The 17,728-nt window shown below is 60.1% G+C and carries 11 protein-coding genes; 5 read left to right on the forward strand and 6 right to left on the reverse strand.

The window, feature by feature from the left end; genetic code table 11:
* Nucleotides 1-46: 46 nt before the first annotated feature.
* From ACFWXH_RS27310 to ACFWXH_RS27325, 4 genes are all read right to left on the reverse strand, one after another.
* Nucleotides 47-6,640, reverse strand: coding sequence for a LysM peptidoglycan-binding domain-containing protein (locus tag ACFWXH_RS27310; protein ID WP_379124571.1), 6,594 nt, complete (start codon nt 6,638-6,640; stop codon nt 47-49).
* A 180-nt stretch (nt 6,641-6,820) separates the two neighbouring features.
* The gene (locus ACFWXH_RS27315) at nt 6,821-7,741 is read right to left on the reverse strand and encodes a helix-turn-helix domain-containing protein (RefSeq protein WP_379124572.1); all 921 of its coding nucleotides are present in this window, start codon (nt 7,739-7,741) and stop codon (nt 6,821-6,823) included.
* Nucleotides 7,742-7,775: 34 nt separating this feature from the next.
* The gene (locus tag ACFWXH_RS27320; RefSeq protein WP_379124573.1) at nt 7,776-9,164 is read right to left on the reverse strand and encodes a serine hydrolase domain-containing protein; all 1,389 of its coding nucleotides are present in this window, start codon (nt 9,162-9,164) and stop codon (nt 7,776-7,778) included.
* Nucleotides 9,133-10,284: a DJ-1/PfpI family protein gene (locus ACFWXH_RS27325; protein ID WP_379124574.1), complete on the reverse strand. Its 1,152-nt coding sequence runs from the start codon at nt 10,282-10,284 to the stop codon at nt 9,133-9,135. The genes ACFWXH_RS27320 and ACFWXH_RS27325 overlap by 32 nt, the downstream gene beginning before the upstream one ends.
* A gap of 87 nt (nt 10,285-10,371) precedes the next feature.
* Between ACFWXH_RS27325 and ACFWXH_RS27330 the strand changes: the two genes are divergently transcribed.
* The 4 genes from ACFWXH_RS27330 to ACFWXH_RS27345 all read left to right on the forward strand — a co-directional run bounded on the left by ACFWXH_RS27330 (nt 10,372) and on the right by ACFWXH_RS27345 (nt 14,480).
* Nucleotides 10,372-11,343 carry a GlxA family transcriptional regulator gene (locus ACFWXH_RS27330; RefSeq protein WP_379124765.1) on the forward strand — a complete coding sequence of 324 codons (972 nt, stop codon included), beginning with the start codon at nt 10,372-10,374 and terminating at the stop codon, nt 11,341-11,343.
* A gap of 295 nt (nt 11,344-11,638) precedes the next feature.
* A complete protein-coding gene (locus ACFWXH_RS27335; RefSeq protein WP_054312688.1) occupies nt 11,639-12,190 on the forward strand; it encodes a MaoC family dehydratase in 552 nt (183 codons plus the stop codon).
* Nucleotides 12,191-12,192: 2 nt separating this feature from the next.
* Entirely contained in the window at nt 12,193-13,347 is a 1,155-nt protein-coding gene (locus tag ACFWXH_RS27340; RefSeq protein WP_379124575.1) for a CaiB/BaiF CoA transferase family protein, read from the forward strand.
* Nucleotides 13,344-14,480, forward strand: a complete 1,137-nt coding sequence (locus ACFWXH_RS27345) for a carbohydrate ABC transporter substrate-binding protein (protein ID WP_379124576.1) — start codon at nt 13,344-13,346, stop codon at nt 14,478-14,480. Before ACFWXH_RS27340 ends, ACFWXH_RS27345 begins: the two co-directional genes overlap by 4 nt.
* A gap of 21 nt (nt 14,481-14,501) precedes the next feature.
* Here the strand turns inward: ACFWXH_RS27345 and ACFWXH_RS27350 are convergent, their stop codons facing one another.
* Together ACFWXH_RS27350 and ACFWXH_RS27355 are read right to left on the reverse strand one after the other, a co-directional pair.
* On the reverse strand, nt 14,502-15,338 hold the full coding sequence (locus ACFWXH_RS27350; RefSeq protein ID WP_379124577.1) for an amidohydrolase family protein: 837 nt from the start codon (nt 15,336-15,338) through the stop codon (nt 14,502-14,504).
* A gap of 60 nt (nt 15,339-15,398) precedes the next feature.
* Nucleotides 15,399-16,184: an IclR family transcriptional regulator gene (locus tag ACFWXH_RS27355; protein WP_379124578.1), complete on the reverse strand. Its 786-nt coding sequence runs from the start codon at nt 16,182-16,184 to the stop codon at nt 15,399-15,401.
* A gap of 178 nt (nt 16,185-16,362) precedes the next feature.
* On the opposite strand from ACFWXH_RS27355, the gene ACFWXH_RS27360 reads away from it, so the two are divergent.
* Nucleotides 16,363-17,682, forward strand: coding sequence for an ABC transporter substrate-binding protein (locus ACFWXH_RS27360; RefSeq protein ID WP_379124579.1), 1,320 nt, complete (start codon nt 16,363-16,365; stop codon nt 17,680-17,682).
* The last annotated feature ends 46 nt before the right edge of the window (nt 17,683-17,728 follow it).

A 17,728-nucleotide genomic window follows, 5' to 3' on the forward strand; every position in this document is an offset into this window, starting at 1 on the left:
CTTCGTTTGCTACCCAGCGTCGTTCAGCACCTTCGCGAACGTCCGCCTATCCGACGGGGAGATAAATCCTATCCCCTGCGAAAAGGAGCGACGGATCGACGATGTGGTCGAGATTCAGCATGACGGTCTCAGCCGTATCGCGCTGGGAACCGCGCGCGATGCCGCCAAGGGTCTGACCAGGCCTGACCTCGACCCATTCGAAGCCGTTCCGCTCGAGTTCGGGGTTGACTCGCCCTTGCGATGTCCTGCCACCTTCAGGGTGCAACATGGTGTAGTCGTCGGCAACCCAACCCTGGCGGCGGCTGCCATCGGTTGCGTACCCTTCGACGGGTACCCAGAAGCGCCCACCATCCGCCATGGGTTCGCCCGTCTGCTGGACGAATGTATCCGGCTGCAGGATCGCGACGATTTCAGCGTCCTGTTCCGGCAAGGCTCTGAGGTTCAGCCCTTCGTCCGCTGTAACAACCAGCTGCGAAAATTCGCCGGCATGTTCTTCGGGCTCAGGTTTCGTTTCGGGCTCGGGCGAGAAGTCAGGCGGAGCGGAGCTTTCTCCATTTCTTGACGCCTCGTCTTCGGGGTCTGGATTCAGACTGTTGTAGGCGAACAGCCCCATGCCGACGCCGAACGCTCCGAGCGCGATCTTATCCATGAGTGCCCATCTCTTATCGGCTTTCGCTGCCGCTGCGATGTCCTCGTCGCTTCTTGGTATGTCACGACGATATTTATTGTTCTTGCGGACCGCAGAAGCGAGAAATTCGGCACTGCCGAGGGTAAATATTGTTCCCGCAGTGACCGCCGATGGGGAGCTCAGCACCTGCGTCGTATAGAAAGCAGAACCACCCAAATAGGCTATGTTTCCAATATAGTCGCTGGCAAAGCCAAGGCTGGATCGCGCGCCCATGGCGTCATAGGTGGACTTGGTGCCGAAGATGGAGTTGCCGAGCGTAAAGGTGCCGTTGACGGCAGGATTGGCACCAGTGTCCAGAAAAGGCGCCGCGGAACCTGGAGAGGTGACGATGAACGAGATGCCGTTGGCCCCATTCAGGAACCTGCCCAGCTTGGTGTGAGATGCCGTTGTCTTGGGAAAAAGCGCTTGCGCGGTGAACGCCAATCCTCGCCAGGCGAAACCGACGACCGCGGCCTTCGCCATCCAGTCCGGCGGCAGCGAACTCCACAGCGTGTAGGATGAAGCGCCCATCGGATTGAAGATTTCCGCCGCGTTCTGCAGTTCCCGGGCCTGTGCGGATTTCAGAACCAGATCCACCGTTGCCTTCTGATCAGCCGTCATGTTCCCGGCATGCGTTTTCTGGAACGCCACCAGTTGCGGGACGCTAAGCGCGTCCCATTGTTTGGACATCCAGGTGAACTGCACGGGCGTGAATTTACGGAATTGCCCGGGGCTGACCAACGCAAGCTGATCTCCTGGAATGGTGCTGATCTGTGGCTCGGCAAGCGACTCGATCTTCGGAAGCGTCAAGGCTTCCAGATCTTCGTGGGTGTGCGGTTCGACCTTCTGCGCTTTCGGCCACGAGATCGTACCGGGGTTCGGCACCTGCGGGCTGGGTCTTGTCGTCAGATGCTCGGGAACCATGATCAGGCTTGTTTGCAACGCACCTTCCGAAGCGATGTCTACAGGTCCGGTCTTCTTGCTGGATTTGTCTTCGGCGGAACGAAGCGCCGGCGGTATCGTCGGCGCGTTCGGATCGCTGGATTGACCAGCCCCTTCCGGATGAAACGCCGCGCTCAGGCTTTGCGGCCTGCTTTGGTTACCTTCGGGCAAATTGCCGTCCGGTGGGATCGACTGGTCGGCTTTCGATGATTGCGCTGGAGCCAACCGATCGCTTGAAGACGTCACGCCATCCGGCGGTGCGAGTTCCTCGTAGATTGGCTGTCCGTGTTTGTTGACACCATCATCGGTTGCAGATCGGATTTTCGGGCTCTTTTCAATGTCCTTCAGGAAGAAGACATCCTCGACATTGATATTGCCATTTGTCTCCAGATTCAGGTTTCTAGCGAAAGCCAACTGGCTGTCGGCTTTTCGCGCGACGCTCTCGCTGACAACCACAACATGACGGGTGTGTGCTGCTGCAGGCAGATGTGGCAAGCGTGAGTTGAGCTGATTGACAAGTTTCGTGAAGGCGGCGGCGTCGTAGTTCCTGTTGTTCTTGGCTTCGATGGAGAACTGCAAATCCTTGCCGAAATAGAAATCCTTAAACAAGACGTGTCCGTCCGGATGCGCGTGAGAGCCTCCCGGATCTCCATCCTGTTGCTTGCCATTAAGGAAACGGCTCTCACCGCTCAATTCGGGTACACTCCACCCAAGCAGTTCGATTGCACGAGCCTCAAAGTATTCATCCCCAGCCCTCATTTTCGTGTCTCTGACATCCGTAAAGCGAGGTCTCAGTTCTTTGACGCGCATCTCGGCTTGTTGCAACTTCGCAGCAACGTCATCGGTAAGCTGGCGGCGCTGGGCCTGGTCTTTCAAATTCTTCAGGTGGGTCTTGGCATTGGTCCACTCGCTTTTCATCTGCAAGAAAGCGGCTTCAGCTGTTTTCATGGACGCGAGCGCGTCGGTGGCTTTTGCTGCACGCTCTTCATATCTGCTTGCGAACGGAATGTTCTGGTCCGGGCCCTCCATTTTCGGCTCTTCGACGGGGCTGAATGGCTGCCCGTCACCAGTTGCGTCAGCACGCTCACTGGAAGAACCAAATGGCCTGCTGGTTGCGTGCGGTGATGAAACAGGATCCCACTCTCCAGTCTCGTGATTGAAGATGAAACGCATATCCGGCCAAGTGTCGGCATCACCAGGGATGGCGATCCTGGCTGGATCGTCACCGCTCATTTGCTCTGGCTTCCAGAACGTGTTGACTCCGTCCGGAACGCCTCTGGGCCGAGCAGGCGTAACCAGGTCGGTATCGGCCGAACCTCCATCTCCTCCAGCCTCGGTCTTTTGAACAAAACGACCAGGATGCCCCGCCAGGTTCATAGCCACGCCAGGTACCGTCTGGATCAAGGCGACGACCACGTCATCTTCAGTCATGTCACGACCATCGATGAGAGCCGAGGCTTTGAGGACGCCGAGATTGGCCCCGAAGTCGACGACCCCTTGGGCGAAGACCTCAGCACTCCAGCGCCCGACCGAACGTCCAACCGGAGCGGCAGGAGAAAACGAAAGCGGTCGGAACGGGATGGCGCCGGAAACAAAGCCTGTCACCGGCGCAGAGGCAATGCCAAGCAGCGCTCCTTTTGCTGCCTGCCGCAACGCCTCGTCACCCTCGGCAGTGCCAAGCTTGCCCTCAAACCCGACACGCGCGAAATCGACGACAAATCGCCCGACACCATCAACAGCCTGGCCGGACGTCGCCGCCGTGGCATTGACTCCTCCCATCTTGGCAAGATTCTTGGCATTGAATTTTGTAGCGCCTGTGGCGGTGGTCTCAATACCGACCTTGGCCGTCAAAGCCCGGGCCGTCGCCATGCCCGCACCCGTGCTGAGCCCGGTCACGGCCGACGCGCCAAGATCGAGCCCCTCGTCAAGCAAGGTGGTCTTGACGGTGTCCCAGTTCACCGTCAGTTCAGCCAGGGATTCGTCAAAGCCGCCGAGCGCCCGCAAAGATGCAGCGGTTTCCTCGCCCAGCGGCGATGAACCACCCAGCAGCCATTGCATCCCGAGACCCAGTAGCGAGGAATGGCCGTCTTCATTGATATCGCGGCCATTCCGAAGGCCGTCGACATCATTGACCGTATCCCATGCCTCGTAAAACATCATGCCAAAAGAAGCGCCAGCCACAATGTTGCCGGTGCCTATGGTGACCACAGCCGCTGCAAGCATCGCAGCGGCATCGCGCCCAACGGCGTCAATCGTCGCCCAAATTTCGTCAGCCTCGTCCACCTCCTTGGTGAGCCTGATCCGCATGGGATTCGTGGTAATCAGGAAGTGGTCGAATTCTCCAACGAAGGCTGTTGCGTCGATCTCGTCGCGCTCCAACCTACCTTGCAGCCGCTTGGCGTCGTCAAGCTTGGCCTGAACTTGGGCGCGTGCGTCATAGGCGTCGTCGCCGAATAGCTCGCCCCAAAACTCGCGTAGCGGCGAATGGTTATCGATGCCGTCATTGATCTGGCCGAGCTGCTGCTGAAGATCAGCGATATTTTGATTGATGGCAGCATCGAGACTCTTCCCTTGCGCTATGTCATCGAGCGCGGCCAGCAACGAGGCACCCTGCGGCGTGGAGGCGGCGATCTCCTCGCGCTGTTTGGCGCGATATTCGGCCGCCCTGACACTGCTTTGTGATGTTGTCTCCCCCAACGCATCAAGCTTGACCTTTAGCCCCGGATTGTCCTTGCCCCACGCTTCCAGCCAGTCCTTGGCTGCGGCCACTTTTGCCGCCGGACCCGCGATCTCGAGATTGGTCAGCTTGCGTTCCAGCTCGAGACCGTTCTTTTCGTCGAACTCGTCCTCGGCCTGCCCGCGTTGCGGATTGAAGTGGCGCACGTCACCGGGTTGGGAAAGAAGGTGATTGGTCCGATCGACCCCGTAGTCGAGATTGACCTTTTGGACTTGCAGCTGCAGAAGCAGGTCGTTGGCCGCATCAAGCTCGGCCTGCGCCGGTGCCACACCGGCATACTCCCCAGGATTGGCCTTGCTCCATGCGGCCTTTTCACCTTCCAGCTTGCCGATCTGTCCCTCAACGATCCCCATGTCGGCATCCGTTAGCCGGATTTCCGCCTGTTGAAGATCCCGGCTCGCCAGCAGCTCCGCATCGCTGGCTGCCTCATAAGCTTGCCAGGCTTTGCCTTCGTCGCTGGTGTAAGGCGAATAGTCCTCTTCGGCAGCCGCCACCTCGATGTTGCGCCAGCCTTGCTCGAACCGGTTCCATTGTTCCTCCACACTCAGCGCGTTGAATTCCGCATCCGCGCTGTTCTGCTGCTTGAAAGCCTCGAAGAACGGCTCAAGCTGTTGCCGCGCATCTGCAAGCGCTGTCTGCTTCGCTTGAAGTGACGCGTCCGCCTCGGCCACCTCGAGGCCCGCATTGGCGGCGGTGAGCTGAAGACTGGCCGAGTCGGCCATATCCATGACCTTTGCCAGAAACGCATCGAGCTTCTCGATTGCATCCGGCGCCCCGCTATAGACTGCGCGGGAAATTTCCAGTGCCTCGTTGTAGAGCGCTTCACCTCCGCTCGATGCGGCCCCGTCGACAAGCTGCGCCAGGAAATCAAGATCAAGCTTTGAGCCGGTGCCCGAAACGGCGGCTTCCTTCAATGTGTTGATGTCACCGATAAGCTTGCCGATCGCCTCTTGCTGGAAACCGGCCCAAAACATGTTTGCCCGAGTCGAGGCCGTCTGCGCTGCCTTCTGTGCAGCAGCTTCAGCTTGATCGGCCTCGGTCTTGGCGTCGGCCAGTTTTTCCCTCAGCGAGGGCACAGCGTCCGGATCACGCTTTTGCGCATCCCGGATTTGGTCTTGCAGCGCTGCGATCTCGTCATGCTTACGCGGCTCGCTCTTGGCGTCACCAGCTGTTTTTCCCGCCTTCTCGGCCTCGCTATAAAGATAGCCCAGCGCTCCGGACAGCTCGATCGTCGCCACGTCACCGCTCTGCGGATCGGCGACATGGACCTCAAAAGTCGAATTCTCGTCGATCACCCGCCGGTCCGATGTGCCGTGGCGGGTGTCGTCTATCTCGATCACAAGCTTGTTGGTCTTGGGATCGGCAAGCGCGGTCGTGGAGGTATAAGCATTGTCGCTGGACGCCTCGGTTCGGTTGATCTGAACCCCATCGGCCTCGAGGATCGACAGCACCGCTTCTACGCTGAGCTGTTGCTCGCTGCCCACCTGGGCGACGCTCTTGCCATCCTCGAAGATCGACTTCGTCAGGTCGCTGGAGCCATCGCCCTTGATCTCAACCGTTTGCCCGTCCTTCGTCGCTACCGTGACAGTCGTTTGTGTTCCATCCTCTATGACGATCGTCTCGCCAGGATGGATGAGATCGGGATCACGTGGATCGGCGAAGAGTGCCGGATTGCTCTTGGCCAGTTCGTCCAGTGTGGTGCCGTGGGCCTTAGCGATGTCAGTAAGGTTGTCGCCCGGGGCCACCACATAGTCGACCGGCTTGCCGCCATTCACCGGAGCCGTCGTCGTGGTTATCTGTCGACCCTCGGCATCGGTCACAGTCTTGGCGACAGTGCCGTCCTGTTGCACCGTGGTGGTGATTTCGTTGCCTTGATCGTCGACCCCCATGGTCGTGACGGAACCTGTTTCACCGTTCTTCGTGTTGCCGGCGATGACTGTATCTGACGTCGGATCGATGATCCGGGTCGAGCTGGTATCTCTATTCTTGTCGGCTTCGACTTCTACCGTCAGGCCTGCCAGTTCGGCTTCGGTTCTGAGCTGCGTTTCCGTCATTCCCAACCCGATTGCGATCTGCCTCAGGCTCTTGCCTTGCGCGATACCATCGGTGATTGCCTTGCCGTGGGGCGAGTTTTTCAAACGTTCATTCGCCGCAGCAACCGGCCGGTTTGCTGCCGCAGCCGTGTCTCTCCAAGCCTTCTCGGCAGCCTGTAGTTTCGCGACCTCGGTTTTGGGCCCTAGATATGCACCATTGCGGTATTTGATCCTGCCGGCCAGATCGACGAATTGAACCATTTCAGCACCTATCCGCTTCGTTGCGTTGGGTGGGTCTGGCAAGGCGGACACGAACACCGCGCATGGGTCGCCAGCTAACGTGGACGTTCACCGCACAGGCGGACGCACCTTCGATCGGGTTCAAAGATTGTCAAAAAAACGAGGAGGACGCAGGCTCGATTCTTGCTTTTGTGAAGCCGGTTAGGTTTTGCGCAAAGGTGCTCCGGTCACCTCGCGGAGCTGGCCGGGCAATATCCCCAGTTGGCTCCGAAATTGGCGGCGGAAGTGATGCATATTCTCAAAGCCAAGAGACATGGCGATCTCGCTCACGGTCCGCTCCGTGGTCATCAACTGCCGTTTGGCGTGTTCGATCTTTCGGGCGAGGACGTATTTGTACGGCGCCATGCCGGTGGATTTCTTGAATGAGCGAGCAAAGTGGAAAGCACTCAGGCGGGCTTCATCCGCCAGCCGATCCAAGGTGAGGGGCTGGTCGATTTCATCCTCGATCAAATCCAATACGCGGTTCAAGGCTGTCTCCGACAACTTGCCGTCACCTCGCCAAGGCGTGTTGATGCCCACCGCATGAGCGGCAAGTAGGTGCTCCAGCGTACTCGCCTCGATGGGCGACAAAGTCAGCTGTCCCAGGCAGGCCTGGCGCAACACATGCGCCACCGCCAGCATTGTCCCGTCAGGCACGAAGTGGGGATTGGGCTCCTGGCCGAGCGTCGGACGAAGAACAAAATCGGATTGCCCGTTTTCTTCCGCAACCGCCTTCAGCAGATCCATGTCGGGATACATTTCGAGTGTGTCGCTGAATTCCGGGACCCTCAAAAGGGTCGTCGGCTCGGGTCCGACAACATAGAACCCGCCGGCTGTGACATTGACATCCAACGTCTTCCCAGCCTGCTCGATCATCACGCTGGGATGACGTGAAAACACCACTTCCATTCTGTTGGGAACCGTTGTGGACGCCCCCTCGAATGGCGGCAACCATGCATAGGTGACATTGAGGCGCCTGAGGGTAAGGCGGTGGCGGCGCTCGCCACCGAACAGGGTTGCCGCCGTCCCCTTTTTTCTTTCGAGGCGCTGTCTTTCACACCACTTTGCAAATGCTCTGTACAACGTTCACCAACCTGGTTTTCCAAGGTCCCTGCTATCAGTGGGGCTCGGCCAGCATCCTTGCATCCTGTTCGAACTGGTCGAATATCGACACCGGCTTCGGCCCGTCGAACATGCGTTGGGTTAAAAGGATTGAGGTCAGCTTCTTGGCCGGATCGCTTTGCCATCTGGTGCCGAATCCGCCACTCCAACCGACCGTGCCAACGGGTGCTCCAGTCGGCGTCTTCTCGACGGCCACCGACATGCCGTAGCCCCAGCCCTGACCTTCCTGCAGGATGATCTCGCCATCCAAGCGCTGCGCTGGTGTCAGCTGGTTGCTCATCATCGCAGCAACCGCATCGGACGGCAGCAGCTGGCGCCCCTTGTGTGCACCGCCAGCCAGCAGCATGCGAACAAAGGCGAGATAGTCGTCCGCCGTCGAGACCAGACCTCCGTCCCCCTGCTCAAACGCGGGAGGACGGCTCCAGCCGCCGGTTGCCGGATCATCCCATACCTCGAGCGAACCGTCTTTTGGCCTGTAGGCAGTGACCAGCCGCTCCAGCTTGGACGGCGGAACATAGAAGGCGGTATCCTTCATCCCGAGCGGTTCGAATATGCGTTCGGCGAGGAAGTCGCCGAACGATCGACCGGAGGCACGTGCGATCAGCACGCCGAGAATGTTCGAGCCGGCCGTGTATATCCAGCGTTCGCCCGGTTGCGCAAAAAGTGGCAAGGTCGCAAGGCGCTTCAGCCAGGCATCGCCATCGAACGGCATGTTCGGATCAGGCGGACCGAAGCCGACGATACCGAGTTCAGCAATGTCCTTCTGGATTGGATAGGTGCCTGGCGGAACAAGAAGCAGCCCGTATCCGCAACGAAACGTCAGCAGGTCCTCGACGGTGATCGCGCGGTTTGCCGGAACGGTGTCATCGACGGGGCCGCCAACACGCCGCAGCACCTTCCGATTTGCCAGCTCGGGCAGAAGCCGATCGACAGGTTCTTCGAGTTTCAAGTTGCCATCCGCAATGAGCATCATCGTGGCTGCCGCTGTGACCGGTTTGGACATGGAGGCGATGCGGAAGATAGAGTCGCGCTGCATCGCAGGGCCGTCCAGCGCCATCCGACCAAGAACCACGTGCCGCACCTCGTCGCCATGCGCTACGAGACCCACCAACCCGGGGGCATGCCCGGCGTGCAAAGAGTCCTTGAGATGATCTTGCAGGTCGTCACCGGTCGGCTTCGCCAACCCTGGCGTATCGGTTGCCGCCCTCAAAGCCCCGGGCAATCCGAATGGTTCTCGTTGATTGAATTTCATCTGCGGTCTCCTCGATATGCCGAATGAGCTTCGATGAGAAAATGACGAATGCCGGCGGGGCGATCCGACATCGCAACAACAAATCCCCGGCGCGGCGCTCTCACAGCCCAGCTCCGCGTTGCGGATATTCAAGCTGCATCGCGACGACGCGGGCGGTATCCTGCCCGTACCGGGCTCCGATATTCTGCAAGGCGCCATCCAGAACTTCAGCTGGTCGCTCGTTTGTGTGTCCCAACGACAAGCGGTCGCCGGACCAGGCGGCGGTAACTCTGTCGGGGAGGAAACGCACGCCACTGCGGGTCGTTACCGCAGCCGGAGACGCTGCAAAAAGTTCGACCCGGGAGCGGTAGGTGCGTGACCACGCATCGGCGACGAGCGCGAGCGACACTTCATCCATCCCCGGTTCGAGAGCGATGCCAAACCGATCGCGGTTCCAGAAGGAAAGGCTGTTGGCCAGCACCGTCATGGCGAAAGAGCGGGTAAGCTTGAAGGCGCCGCTGTCATGGCGCGCATCCCATCGAGCCAATCCCAGATCACCGGCGACTGCTTCCGCCTTGTCCCGACCGGCAATCGCTTCGACCAATGTCAGCATCATCGGCATGGAGGCCGTGATGCCCGTGGTGGTGCCTACGCCTCGGTCCACCACCATGCGCCGGTCGGCGACGTACCGGATCGTAGGGTGGCGCTTGAGCAAATTTCTGACGTAGTACCAATGGGTGGTCGCCCGCCGATCGTCGAGAAGGCCGGCTGCGGCAACGACTTTGGCGCCCGCACAAATTGCAATGATAACCGCACCATCCTTCGCCTGCCGGCGCAGCCATGTGGCAACAGCAGGGTCATCATCGCGGCTCATGGCCGGGACGATCACATAATCCGCTCCCTCGGGGTGGTGTGCATCAAACGCTTCGATCGTTGCATCGGCTTCGACTGTCAGCGCGGGATAGAGCTTTACGGGGCCGGGTTTGATCGAGAGGGTGACCACGTCGGCAATATCCGCCCGCCGCAAGATCCCGGTGGGCATCAGGTAGTCCGTCGTCTCCGTGGCATCATTGATACCAACGACAGCGACAAGGGGCCGAGCCCGCTTCGGTGGTTTCAGCGCCGCCAGAATGGCATCGTCTTCTGCCTGCGGAACCGGAACGGGAGAGAAGGCGGCGGGCGTAGCCGGCAAAGCAGCCAACCACAAACCGAAGCCTGCCAACGGCAAGACGATCAGCGCTAATCCGGCATAGAGGAGATAGCGCATAGGCATCAGCCTCTCCCATCGGGTGTTAGTTCCACGACAGGGTAATGAACCGGTGTTCTGGCCGAAATGACAAAAACATCGTATTTTCCGCCAATGCACCGCATCACTTTCCTCGTCTATCCAGGCTTCGAGCTTCTGGACACGTCCGGGCCGGTTTCGGTTTTCAACAGCGCCAATCGTGCCCTGGGATTGAGGGACAAGCCACCGTTCTATGCCATAGACCTGGTGTCGGCGGCGGGCGGACAAGTGACGAGCAGCAGCGGGATCGCCGTCCATACGCAAACCTTAGAAGAACGCGCGCACGACGCGGTGGACACGTTTCTCATCGCCGGCGCGGAAAGCGAGCACCTGCTGCCAGTTCTGGCAGACCCTGCACTGTCGGCGTGGGTTCCAGAAATGGCGGGCAAGGCACAACGCTTTGGCTCGGTCTGTTCCGGCGTCATCGTCCTTGCAAAGCTCGGACTGGTCGACGGGCGTCGCGTTGCCACCCATTGGGATGCCTGCGCGCCGCTTGCAGCGGGCTTTCCATCCGTCACCGTCGATCCCGAATCCCTTTACGTGACCGATGGACAGTTGTGGACCTCAGCCGGCGTAACCACCGGCATCGATATGGCGCTCGCCATGGTGGCGCACGATCTTTCCGCAGACATTGCCGGTGAAGTTGCCCAGCGACTTGTGCTCTATGCACGGCGACCCGGCTACCAATCCCAGTTCAGCCCACTGCTCCGGGCGCAGGTGAACGCCGACAGTCCGTTTGCCGAGCTGATCGCCTGGATACTGGCAAACCTCGATTCACCGCTGGACATTCCCGCGCTGGCAGACCGTACGGGCTTCAGCGAGAGAACATTTCACCGCAAATTCGTTGCGGCCACGGGCGAAACGCCGGCCCGCTTCATCGAAACCGCGCGCCTCGATGCCGCCCGGCTGTTGATTTGCCGCGGACTTTCGCTGAAGTCGGTTGCGGCCGAAGTCGGCCTCATGCCAGCCACGCGCTTCTCCAAAGCATTCGAACGTCGTTTTGGCGTCTCGCCACGGCTGTTTCGCGAGATGCACGGGGAGATCTGATTTTATCACTCCGAGGCTGGCTGCCCTGCGACGGCAGACCAAGGCGAAGCCGGGCTCGTTTGGATCATTCCCGATCGCTCCGCATGCCCGATGCTGACCGACCTTCGCCTGATCGCCGCACCCCTTCTAAATTTGCTGTGCCCTGCCCGCTCCGCTTCACCGAACCCAGTTTCGGAGCGCTGACAAGTTTCCGTTTGCATTTCAGGATCATATGTGAATAATCTTTTTATATAAGAAGACGTAGCCGATTTCGCTATGAGGCGGGCGTCGACATTCCTCAGCAGATGGGCCAGACATGACCAGCTTTGCGCCAACGGTTGGCGTCGCGACAACGAACCCCAGCGACATGCCGGCTGCGCATGCCGAACTTCCGGTATGGAACGCCGAGAACTGGTTCTATGAGGATTGGCCGGCTGGCCAGAAGATCCGGTCATTGCGGCGCACCATGGCCGAGGGGGACAGCCATCTCTTCAATACCCTGGTGCTGGACATCCATCCCTATGTGCAAGACCAGATGTTCGCCGAGCGCGAAGGCATCTTCGGCAGGCGCTTGGTTGCGGGAGCCTTTGTCTTTTCAGCTGGACTTGGCCTGGTTGCCACCAACTGCGTCAACGCCTTTTCCTACGGCTATGACAAGCTGCGCTTCATCAAGCCGGTGTTCATCGGCGACACGATCTATTCGATCCGCACCAACCTCGAAAAAAAGCCCCGCTACAAGGAAATGGGCCTGATCCGCGCCAGCTATGAAGTGTTCAAGGGCGAAGGTGAACTGGTTCTCTATTGCGAGCACCTGCAAACGGTGAAGTACCGCAACCCAGTCGATTTTGCCGGCAAGACAGAGAAGTGACCATGGCTGCAGATCTGCCTCTTACCGGTCTTATCGTTGTCGATCTGAGCCAGTTCCTTTCCGGCCCGTACTGTTCGCTGCGCCTGCTCGACCTCGGCGCTCGCATCATCAAGATCGAGCGGCCGGACGGCGGCGACCTGTCGCGCCGGCTCTATCTCAGCGACACGGAGATCGGTGGCGATTCCACCATCTTCCACGCGATCAACCGGGCCAAGGAAAGCTTCGCCGTTGACTTGAAGAACGAGGATGATCTCGCCGCCCTGCGCAACCTGCTCCTCAAGGCTGACGTGCTCATCCAGAATTTTCGTCCTGGCGTGATCGAACGGCTAGGGCTCGACTACGAGAACGTCCGCAAGCTCAATCCGCGATTGGTCTATGCCTCGATCAGCGGCTATGGCGAGGAAGGCCCTTGGGTCAAGCGACCGGGTCAGGATCTCCTTGCGCAGGCGCGGTCGGGCGTCATGTGGCTGAACGGCGACGAGGATCAGGGACCTGTACCGTTCGGGCTGGCAGTCGCCGATATGCTGGCGGGTGCCGCCTGCGCGCAAGGTATCCTTGCCGCGCTGGTTCGACGCGGGGTCACCGGCAGAGGTGGCCATGTCGAAACCAGCCTGATGGAAGCCTTGATTGATTTCCAATTCGAGGTGCTGACAACGCATCTCAACGACGGCCGACGATTGCCGCGTCGTTCGTCCTTCCGCAGCGCCCATGCCTATTTGGCGGCTCCCTACGGCGTCTATCCGGCGAAGGATGGTTATCTCGCCATAGCAATGACGCCGATCCCGAAGCTGGCGGACCTGCTCGGGACCGAGGAATTGGCACCTTATCGCGACCAACCGTCGAGCTGGTTCACCGCGCGCGACGAGATCAAGGCGATCATCGCGCAGCGCATCGCCCAGAAATCGGTCGACGAATGGCTGGCAATCCTCGAACCTCACGACATCTGGTGCGCCAAGGTGCTGAACTGGCAAGAAGTCCTGGAAAGCGACGGTTTCAAGTCGCTCGACTTGTTGCAGACGGTAACCCGCGAGGATGAGGTCTCCATCCACACCACCCGTTCGCCCGTCAGGGTGGACGGTGTGCGGGCCAAGGTCACGCGCGCAGCGCCACGCGTGGGCGAGCACAGCGAGGCGATCCGCGCGGAGTTCGGCCTGTGAGCATCACCCTCAAAGGCATGACATGGAACCATTCGCGCGGTTATGACCCGATGGCCGCCTGCTCGGCGCTCTGGCAGGAAAGAACCGGCGTCGAGATCGTCTGGGACAAGCGCTCGCTCCAGGATTTCGAATCCTTTCCGGTCGAAGAATTGGCGCGCGGCTACGACCTGATCGTGATCGATCATCCTCATGTCGGTCAGATCACCCATGAGGCCTGCCTGGCACCGCTCGATGTGCCTGGTCGCAAGGCTGAACGCGACGCCCTGGCTGCAGGCAGTGTCGGCAAATCCTATCCAAGCTACAATTGGCAGGGTCGGCAATGGGCCTTTCCCATCGACGCGGCCGCTCAGGTACAGGCCTGGCGGTCAGACCTGATCGCTGAGGCGCCTGCGACGTGGGCGCAGGTGATGGAACTGGCCCGCGCAGGCCGCGTGCTGTTGCCACTGCGGCCTCCGCATTCGCTGATGTCCTTCTTCACGCTGGCCGCCAATCTCGGCCATGCGTGCGCTACCGACGGACCGGGCGCGCTGATCGACACCGAAGCGGGCGAGGCAGCGTTCGGGATGCTCGCCGAAATCGCGGCACTCGTCGATCCCGAATGCCTGACCATGGACCCGATCGCGGTTTCGGAAAAAATGGCGGAAGCCGGTTCCCTCATTGCCTGCGCTCCGTTGATCTACGGCTATGTCTCATATGCCATGGAAGGCTTCCGACCCAACCGGCTGACCTTTGGAGACATACCTGCGGCGAACGGCAATGGTCCCATCGGTTCCGCGCTGGGTGGCACGGGCATCGCCGTCTCCGCCTTTTCCCGGGCAAGAGATGCCGCCATCGACTTTGCCTATTGGGTAGCCAGTGGCACAGTGCAGCGCGGACCTTATGCCGCCGCAGGCGGCCAGCCCGGCCATCTCGCCGCGTGGGAAGATGAAGCAGTCAACACGGTGACCGGCGACTTCTATCGCGCCACCCGTGCGACGCTGGAAGCCGCATGGATTCGTCCGCGCCACGACGGCTATATGGTTTTCCAACAGGCGGCTTCCGAACTCATCGACGAGGGCCTGGCGGAGCGCCGGCCCGCCGCGGATGTGGTGGCCGACCTCAACCGCCTGTTCCGGGGAAGCTTCAGCGGATAACGGGCTTACCTGATTGACCCTTCAGAGCCGCCAGAGCCGTTTCGCATTGCCGGACAGGAGTTTGACACGCTCGTCTTCGCTGGCACCGGCAAGCAGCGCATGCGTCGACGCCACCCAGCCGAGCAACCCGCCGCCCAGAGTGCACACGGGCCAGTCGCTGCCCCACACAACGCGGTCCCAGCCGAAGCATTCGATGGTGTGTTCGACATAGGGTCGGAGCGTCCCGACGGTCCATGTGCCAGGATCTGCATAGGCGACGATACCCGATATTTTTCCCGCAACATTGGGCCGCTTCGCTATCTCTGCGATGTTGCTTCTCCAGGGGTGTTCGCCACCGCCCTTGATATCGGGCACGCCGCAATGGTCGAGCACGAACTGCACGTGCGGCGCGGTATCGACCAGAGCAATGGCCTGCTTCATTTGGTGCGGCAGCACACACAGGTCGAAGGTCAGGCCGCTGCCTGCAATGCGCCTGATGTTTTCACGAAACAGGGGCTGCTCCGAGAGATCATCAGGTGCGACATGCAGGACGCGACGAAAGCCCTTGGCAAAGGAATTCGCCTTCACTTTCTCCAGCCATGCGGCAAATCCGGTTTGTTCCGGCCGGCACGAAACGATGGCGCCGCGCAGCAGGCTTTCCGGCGCCTTGGCCCAGCCTTCAACGCAAGCCAACTCGGCCTCGATGTCAGCCACGTCGACATCGACCTCCATGAACAGTGCCGCTTCGATGCCGGCGCGGCGCGCCTCTACCATGTAATCGCCTTGCGAAAAATCGCGATCGAGCGCCGATACGCCGGCAAGCCACGGATAGCGCAACACCGTCCTGTCGATGAGATGGAGGTGGGTGTCGACGATCATGGCGATCTCCTGTTCACATCCAGAACCATCTCACAGGAGAAATTATCATTCAAATAAGAATTAAGCCGCGGGTTTCACATCCGAACCCGCCAGTTGCGACAGCCGGGCCGCGGCATCGCGCAACAATTCGATCGTTTTGGTGATGTCGGGCGCCGCCGACATGTTGACCAAGGTGACATAGGGGATGGTGATCGCCGCGATGCCGTGACCGTCGGGACCAAGAACGGGCGCCGACAGATTGTAGACGCCTGCCGTTTGCAGCGAAGCCATCATCTCGTAGCCACGGTCGCGGATCTGGTCGAGGCGCTGGAAGAAGTCCGGTGACAGTTCGATCTTCTCGTTGCTGCGACGATGCTCCGCGATCATCATCTGCCGTTCCTCAGGGGGACGAAAGGCCAGCAGCACATGGCCGGAGCCGGTGTCGAAAAGGCTGATATGGGAGCCGACACGGATTGAAATGCCCCAATAGCGCGGCGCTTCCTGCTGGGCGATGACCACAGCGTTGCCGCGGTCGAACACCACGAGCTGGTTGGCCTGGTATGACATTTCAGCAAGCTCGCGCATGATCGACGTGGCATAGGACACGAGCCTGCGCACCGGCGCGTGCAACTGGGCCAGCCCGAACAGCTTCAAAGTCAGCGAGTAGCGGTCGCCGTCCAGGCGCGTGACATAGCCGCGCCTCACCAGCCGGTCGAGCATTCGGTAGAACTCGTTGGGGCTGCGCTCCAACCGCTTGGCGATCTCAGCCTGCGTCAGCCCGCTATCGACGCCGGCGAGCAGCTCGAGGATGTCCAGGCCCTTGTCGAGCGCCGGCGCACGGTAACGATCTTCTTCTTCCTGCGCCATTTTCTCTCTCTGGTGAATTTCGTTCTTCATATACGCAAACCCGATCCGGTTGGAAAGAAGGTTTGGCCCGAAAATCGAATTTGGCGTTGACGAAGTATGAATAGCTTGTTTGTATATAAATGAAGCGACCGAAGCTTCAGGTTACGGGCGGCCGATCGTCGCCCCAGGGAGGTTATTCATGAACAGATTGCTTTCCGGCGTCGCTGCCGGCGCGCTGGCTTTGGCTGCAAGCCTGGGCGCGGCAACCGCAGCCGATCTGCCGGGCAAGTTTCCAGGCATCACCATCGATGCCAAGCTCATCGGCGGCCAGCAGTATGAGAAGCTGTACGAGCGTATCGGCGAGTGGGAAAAGGCAACCGGCGCCAAGGTCAACGTCGTCTCCAAGAAGAACCACTTCGATCTCGACAAGGAGATCAAGTCCGACATCGCCTCCAATTCGATCACCTGGTGCGTAGGCTCCAACCACACCTCTTTCGCGCCACAGTACCCGGGCATTTATGTCGACCTGAATACGCTGCTGCCGAAGGAGGAGGTTGACGCCTTCGTTCCGGCCAACATCCAGGCGGCGACGCTGGACGGCAAACTGGTCATGCTGCCGCGCGCACAATTCGACGTTTCGGCGCTCTACTACCAGAAAAGCCTTTACCAGGACGAAGCCAAGAAGAAGGCGTACAAGGAGAAGTACGGCGAGGAGTTGGCTCCGCCGGACACGTTCGACGAAATGGCGCAGCAGGCCGAGTTCTTCGCAAATCCGCCGGATTTCTACGGCTCTCAGTTCGCCGGCAAGGAAGAGGCGATCAACGGTCGCTTCTACGAGATGCTGGTAGCCAATGGCGGCGAATATCTCGACAAGGACGGCAAGCCCGCTTTCAATTCGGAAGCCGGTGTCAAGGCATTGGATTGGTTCGTCAATCTCTATAAAGCCAAGGCCGTGCCGGCAGGCACCACCAACTATCTGTGGGACGATCTCGGCCAGGGCTTTGCCTCCGGAACCGTGGCGCTCAACCTCGACTGGCCGGGATGGGCCAGCTTCTTCAACGATCCGAAGTCGTCCAAGATCGCCGGCAATGTCGGCGTCAAGGTGCAGCCCAAGGGCCCTTCGGGCAAACGTTCCGGCTGGTCGGGCGCACACGGCTTCTCGGTGACCGAAAACTGCGCCGACAAGGAAGCTGCCGCCTCGTTGGTCTGGTGGTTGACGAACGAAGACAGCCAGAAGCTGGAAGCCGCTGCTGGCCCTCTGCCGACCCGCACGGCCGTGTGGGAATGGGACATCGAGCAGGCCAAGGGCGACGCCTACAAGACGGAGGTGCTGCAGGCTTTCCAGGAAGCTGCCAAGAACGCCTTCCCGGTGCCACAGACGGCTGAATGGATCGAGATTTCCAACGCCGTCTATCCGCAGCTCCAGGCCGCCATCCTCGGCGACAAAACCTCAAAGCAGGCGTTGGACGAGGCAGCTGCCAAGGCGACGCAGATCCTCGAGGACGCTGGCAAGCTCTGAGTGAGGAAGGCCCCTCTCCTGCGGGGTCTGGTGTGACTGCCCGCTC

The sequence above is a fragment of the Mesorhizobium sp. NPDC059054 genome, from assembly GCF_042739215.1.
In the GTDB taxonomy this organism is placed as follows: domain Bacteria; phylum Pseudomonadota; class Alphaproteobacteria; order Rhizobiales; family Rhizobiaceae; genus Mesorhizobium.